Raw genomic sequence first — 616 nt, forward strand, 5'->3', positions numbered from 1 at the left:
TGGATGCTGCCACCGGCATGTGGGCGGTTGACGTTGCGACCAGTGATTTGCTGGCAGACAGTTCGGTGGGAGTCAGTGCGACGTCCACGGACGCGGCCGGTAATGCCACGACGACGACCACCACACACGGCTACGCCATTGATACGACCGCGCCTGCGCTGACGGTTTCAGTTGATTCGATTACGTCGGACAACGTGATCAACGCTGCTGAGTCCGGTGCGTCGGTGGATGTCACCGGCACTGTGATTGGTGAGTACAACGCAGGCGACGCTGTTACGCTAACGGTCAACGACATCGAGTACACCGGTGCGGTTGCTGCGGATGGTACGTGGGCGATAGCCGTTGCAGGTTCCGACCTGGCGGCCACAGACGCTCTGGATGTGTCGGTCACGACAACCGACGCGGCGGGCAATAGCACGGCGCAGACCACCACGCACAGCTACGGTGTGGACACGACAGCGCCAGAATTGGCGGTGTCTGTTGACTCTGTCACTGCTGACAACGTCATCAACATCGCCGAGTCTGGTGCTGAGACGATTGCGGTGACGGGCGTAGTTGTTGCCGAAGCCGGCGCTGAAACAACGGTCACGGTGACGATCAATGGCCAGCAGTACGC

At 60.7% G+C, this 616-nt stretch carries 1 protein-coding gene; it reads left to right on the forward strand.

Features of this window, described 5'->3' with window-relative positions; genetic code table 11:
• On the forward strand, positions 1-616 hold a 616-nt coding region (locus OOZ48_RS18415; protein WP_269500271.1), incomplete at both ends, for an Ig-like domain-containing protein.

Origin of the sequence: Castellaniella sp. S9 (genome assembly GCF_027257175.1) — a bacterium.
In the GTDB taxonomy this organism is placed as follows: domain Bacteria; phylum Pseudomonadota; class Gammaproteobacteria; order Burkholderiales; family Burkholderiaceae_B; genus Castellaniella.